Source organism: uncultured Mycobacterium sp., from assembly GCF_964249325.1.
Taxonomy (GTDB): Bacteria; Actinomycetota; Actinomycetes; order Mycobacteriales; family Mycobacteriaceae; genus Mycobacterium.
Genome location: NZ_CAXUCH010000098.1, coordinates 1 through 4,225 on the forward strand (window position 1 = coordinate 1; position 4,225 = coordinate 4,225).

Sequence of the window (4,225 nt, forward strand, 5' to 3'; positions counted from 1 at the left end):
CCCTCCCACTGCGTGCGCTGCCAGGCCAGGTCGTACTCGCGGATGCCGGCATGGTCGCGCGGTCGCGGTTCAGTGGGCTTGTTCTCGTCAAGCCAGGTAAGGACCCGGTCACGAAACTCCACCTGTTCGGGTGTGAAATCCAGGTCCATAGCGGCCCAGTATAGGTGACGCAACAGTCAGAAATAAAGCTTAGAGCGCTGACCTCCGATACCTGCTCACCAGCTGTTCGGCCCCTCGGGCCAACAGCGTGACATCCGCGCCGACTAAAACGAAACTCGCTCCCGCTGCCAGATAGCGGCGGGCGATCGACTCGGTGAATGCATTTACGCCGGCCGCCTTGCGGTGCTTGGTGACAGTCGCTAGAGCCCGCTCTATACTCTCCACAACCTCAGGGTGTTCTGGCTGGCCGAGTTTGCCCATCGATGCCGCGAGATCCGCCGGACCGATGAAGACCGCGTCCACCCCATCGGTGTCGGCGATGTCACCAAGGTCGGGCAGGACCTCCGCAGACTCCACCTGCACGGTCAGCGAAACCTTGTCTTCGGCAGTGACAAGATAGTCAGAAATACGGTTCCAGCGGGACGCCCGCGCGAGCGCGCTGCCGACCCCGCGAATACCCGCAGGCGGATAACGGGTGGCGGCGACAGCTTCGCCTGCCTGGGCCGAGCTGCCTATCATCGGCACCAAAATGTTAGCCGCGCCGATGTCGAGCAGTTGCTTGATCAGCACCGGATCGGCGGCGGGAGGGCGCACCACAACGTCGACGTCAGGGTAGCCGGCGAGCACTTGTAGCTGTTCAAGCGTGCTGCGCAAGTCGTTGGGCGCATGCTCCTGGTCGAGCAGCACCCAGTCAATGCCAGAGCCGGCGCAAATTTCGGTGACATAGCCGCTGCCGGTCGCGATCCATATACCGAATCGCGGTCCATTCGTATTGATGCGTTGCACCCATCGATTGGTCACCGACTCGTCTCCTCGCGATCGAACACCACCGACACCGTGCCCAATGGGCCGTAGTCGGCGACAAAGGTGTCACCCGGCTCGGCGAACACCGGCGTGGTGAACGACCCCGACAGGATCACCTCGCCGCGCTGCAGCCAAACCCCATACCTGGCAAGGCGATTGGCCAGCCACGCCACGCCGTTGCCCGGATGGTTGAGCACCGCTGCCCCCACCCCGGACTCCTCGACTGTTCCATTGCGCAAGAGCAGGGCCGCCACCCAGCGCAGGTCGATATCAAGCGGACGGAACACCCGACCGCCCAGGGCCAGTCCCGCGTTGGCGGCGTTGTCGGCGATCGTGTCGATGATCGTGCGAAGGTGGCCGGTATCCGGGTCCGACATCTGCACCCGTGCGTCGAGGATCTCCAGCGCGGGGGTCACGAACTCGGTGGCCCGAAGCACATCGAATAGCGTCACCCCCGGTCCCCGTAACTCCTGGCCGAGCACAAACGCCAACTCGACCTCGATGCGCGGCCGAATGAAGCGGCCAAGCGGTACCCGACCGCCGTTCTCAAAGAACATGTCGTCGAACAACGCGCCATAATCTGGCTCATCGATCGACACAGCACGCTGCATCACTTTGGAAGTCAGACCGATCTTGCGCCCCTTGACCACTCGGCCGTCGGCAACCTTGAGATCGACCAACGCCCGCTGCACCGCGTACGCGTCTTCGATGGTCATGTCGGGATAGTCCAACGAAAGTTGACGTATCGGTACCCGGCGCTGCTCGGCAGCGTAGAGCCGGCGGGCAATCTCGGGGATCTCGTCGGGACCCGGCCGTGTCATCGGCGCCGCCTCACGGAGTCACTTGGAGAGGAAGGCCAGTGCGGCGGGATTGAATGTTTCCGGATCCTCGAAATGGGGCCAATGGCGCACCTCGGGCATGTCCAGGATCTCGGAGTTGGGGATGAGCTCGGCGATCGCGGTTGCAGTGTTTTGATAGACGCCCACGTCGCGGCCGGACACCACGACCATGACCGGAGCCCTTATCGACTTCCACTTCTCCTCCGGTATCAGATTGCGATCCCGCACGGCCGCGTCCTGCAGGATCAGCAGATGATCGATGGTCTCGCGGGTGTCGGCGCGCTGATAGATCGCTTGGCGTAGCCCTACGAGGTCGGCCAACCGGTTGCGCTCTTCAGCGATCAGATGCGCGAACACCGCATACAGTGATTCCCAGGTCGGCTCGTTGACGGCCTTGGTACGTTCGGCGCGAATGCGCGCCATGTTCTGCGCGGCCGCCTCTTTGCCCGCCGGCGACATCAGGATGACCTTGTCCACCCGGCCCGGATGCGATACTGCGATCGCCGAAGAAACCCAGGCGCCCAACGACATCCCGACGAAGTGGGCTTTGGCCATGGCGAAGTGGTCCATCACTTTCAACACGTGCTCGCTGTACACGGGAATCTCGTAGTCGTAGTCGGGTTTGCCGGAAAACCCGTTTCCCACCATGTCGATGGCCACACAGTGGAAGTGCTCAGACAACGCGGCCAGGTTGGGCGCGAATGTCTCCCAATGCCCGCCAGTGCCGTGCAGCAACACTACGTGCGGCTGACTGCGCAGTCCGGCCTCGGCGTAGCGGGTACGCACGACGGCACCGTTGACCACGACATCGGCAAAGCCCTGGGTGAACGCGACCTCCTTGAGGTACATCCAGATGCTGCGGTAATTCGCCGTATCCACTACTGCGCCGTCCCGCGTCGCCGGCGGTGCTGCCTGTTGACTCATCCATCCCTCTTCTCAACATTTCTGACATTGCTGTCAACTACTGCTGGCAGCCTCGACACCGGTGCCTACGTCCTGCATAGTGTGCATGTTCCCATGTAGACTATGCAATGTCGCGATTCCGATCAGCTGATTCTTTGTTTTCGCCACTTCCGTGGTCAGATTGATTCTGACAGTTGTATGCGGTAATAGTAGAGGGATGAACACCGCGGTCTCGCGACGGCGCGTGCTGGCGGACATGGTCAACGAGTTCGCGGCTGTGCGGCTGTCGCTGGACCTCAACGGCAACGGCCCTCGGCTGCTGGTCGAAGACCTGGAAAGCGGTACGCACATCTTCTTGTGTCCATTGGAGTTGGCCAGCTTTACACTGGCCACGCCCGAGGACCGCGAGGACTGGTTACGCGTCGGCAACTATCGAGCCGACCGCCAACGCGGTGGACCGCGCCCGTGACCGCCGCCGCGGATATCGTCGGCTTCGGGATGACGCCGATGTCACTGCACCCGGGCGCTACCGTTGTTCAGCTGGCGTGCCAGGCCACTGCAGCAGCGCTCGCCGACGCCGGGGTCGCCCGCCGCGACGTCGACGCTCTGATCGTCGGATCATCGCAGGGGGTGCGCCCGGATCGGCTCGGCGTCGGGTTCGCCGCACACGACGGATTTGCCGACCTGCGCCTGCTTGAGCACGTCGAGATCAAGGGCGCCACCACGATCGCGATGATCCAGCGTGCAGTTCACGCGATCGCCACCGGCGAGGCTTCGACGGTACTGTGCGTGTTCGCCGACGCCCCGCTGGTTGCCGGGCACGGCTCGGGCTCGACGTACGCGCACAGCGGCGGGACCACCGGACTGCGCGGGTTGGAGCGCGCCTCAGGCCTACTCGGTTCGGTGCCCACCTACGCACTACTGGCTCAGCGCTGGTTGCACGTCACCGGCGCAGACAGCAATGACCTGTGCGCAGTGGCCACCCAAGCGCGAGCCTGGGCGATGGGCAATCCCGACGCGGTAGTCCGCGAACCGCTCGACGCCGACGGTTATGCGGCCAGCCCCATGGTGGCCGCACCGCTGCGCCGTGTGGACTGCGCGCGCCCAGTCAACGGCGCCGTGGCGGTGGTGCTGACAGGGCGCCCATCGATCGGTACCACGCGGCTGCGGGTGCGCGGCACCGGCCGCCATCATCGGGTGCGCCGTCGCCGTTCCGGTGGCGAGTCGTGGTTCGGCGGTGGAGTCCGTGCGGTCGACGAGGCACTTGCTCGGGCCGGGCTCTCTCGCGCTGATCTCGACATCGCAGAGCTGTACGACCCATTCTCGATCGTGACGCTGGTACTGCTCGACGAATACCGGCTCACCGGCGATGTGCCGGCGGGAGCTTTCGTCCGCGACGGTCAAACCGGGCCTGGCGGAGCGCTGCCCACCAATACTGGCGGGGGCCAACTTTCGGGTTTCTACCTGCAGGGCATGACTCCGTTGGCAGAGGCTGTGACCCAATTGCGCGGTGTTGGTGG

4 protein-coding genes and 2 pseudogenes (1 of these 6 cut by a window edge) are annotated in these 4,225 nt (G+C 64.1%); 2 read left to right on the forward strand and 4 right to left on the reverse strand.

The genetic code is table 11. The features are described from left to right. The 4 genes and pseudogenes from ACFE99_RS13720 to ACFE99_RS13735 all read right to left on the reverse strand — a co-directional run. Positions 1-149 (reverse strand): annotated as a pseudogene (locus ACFE99_RS13720) (acyl-CoA dehydrogenase); the annotation flags it as partial. 40 nt (positions 150-189) lie between these two features. Continuing rightward, a complete protein-coding gene (locus tag ACFE99_RS13725) occupies positions 190-960 on the reverse strand; it encodes an aldolase/citrate lyase family protein (RefSeq protein WP_375486118.1) in 771 nt (256 codons plus the stop codon). Beyond that, positions 957-1,784 (reverse strand): 2-oxo-hept-4-ene-1,7-dioate hydratase, encoded by an 828-nt coding sequence (gene hpaH / locus ACFE99_RS13730; protein WP_375486120.1) that lies wholly within the window; start codon positions 1,782-1,784, stop codon positions 957-959. Before hpaH ends, ACFE99_RS13725 begins: the two co-directional genes overlap by 4 nt. Before the next feature lie 18 nt (positions 1,785-1,802). Further along, positions 1,803-2,726 carry an alpha/beta fold hydrolase gene (locus ACFE99_RS13735; protein WP_375486122.1) on the reverse strand — a complete coding sequence of 308 codons (924 nt, stop codon included), beginning with the start codon at positions 2,724-2,726 and terminating at the stop codon, positions 1,803-1,805. A 196-nt stretch (positions 2,727-2,922) separates the two neighbouring features. Between ACFE99_RS13735 and ACFE99_RS13740 the strand changes: the two genes are divergently transcribed. Next, entirely contained in the window at positions 2,923-3,174 is a 252-nt protein-coding gene (locus tag ACFE99_RS13740) for a hypothetical protein (protein ID WP_375486124.1), read from the forward strand. Positions 3,175-3,203: 29 nt separating this feature from the next. Then, a pseudogene (locus tag ACFE99_RS13745) lies at positions 3,204-4,225 on the forward strand (thiolase family protein) (it continues 105 nt past the right edge of the window).

Coding starts and splice junctions, on each gene's coding strand:
- hpaH (WP_375486120.1), bottom strand. CDS start 1,784: ATGACACGGCCGGGTCCCGACGAGATCCCCGAGATTGCCCGCCGGCTC.
- ACFE99_RS13735 (WP_375486122.1), bottom strand. CDS start 2,726: ATGAGTCAACAGGCAGCACCGCCGGCGACGCGGGACGGCGCAGTAGTG.
- ACFE99_RS13740 (WP_375486124.1), top strand. CDS start 2,923: ATGAACACCGCGGTCTCGCGACGGCGCGTGCTGGCGGACATGGTCAAC.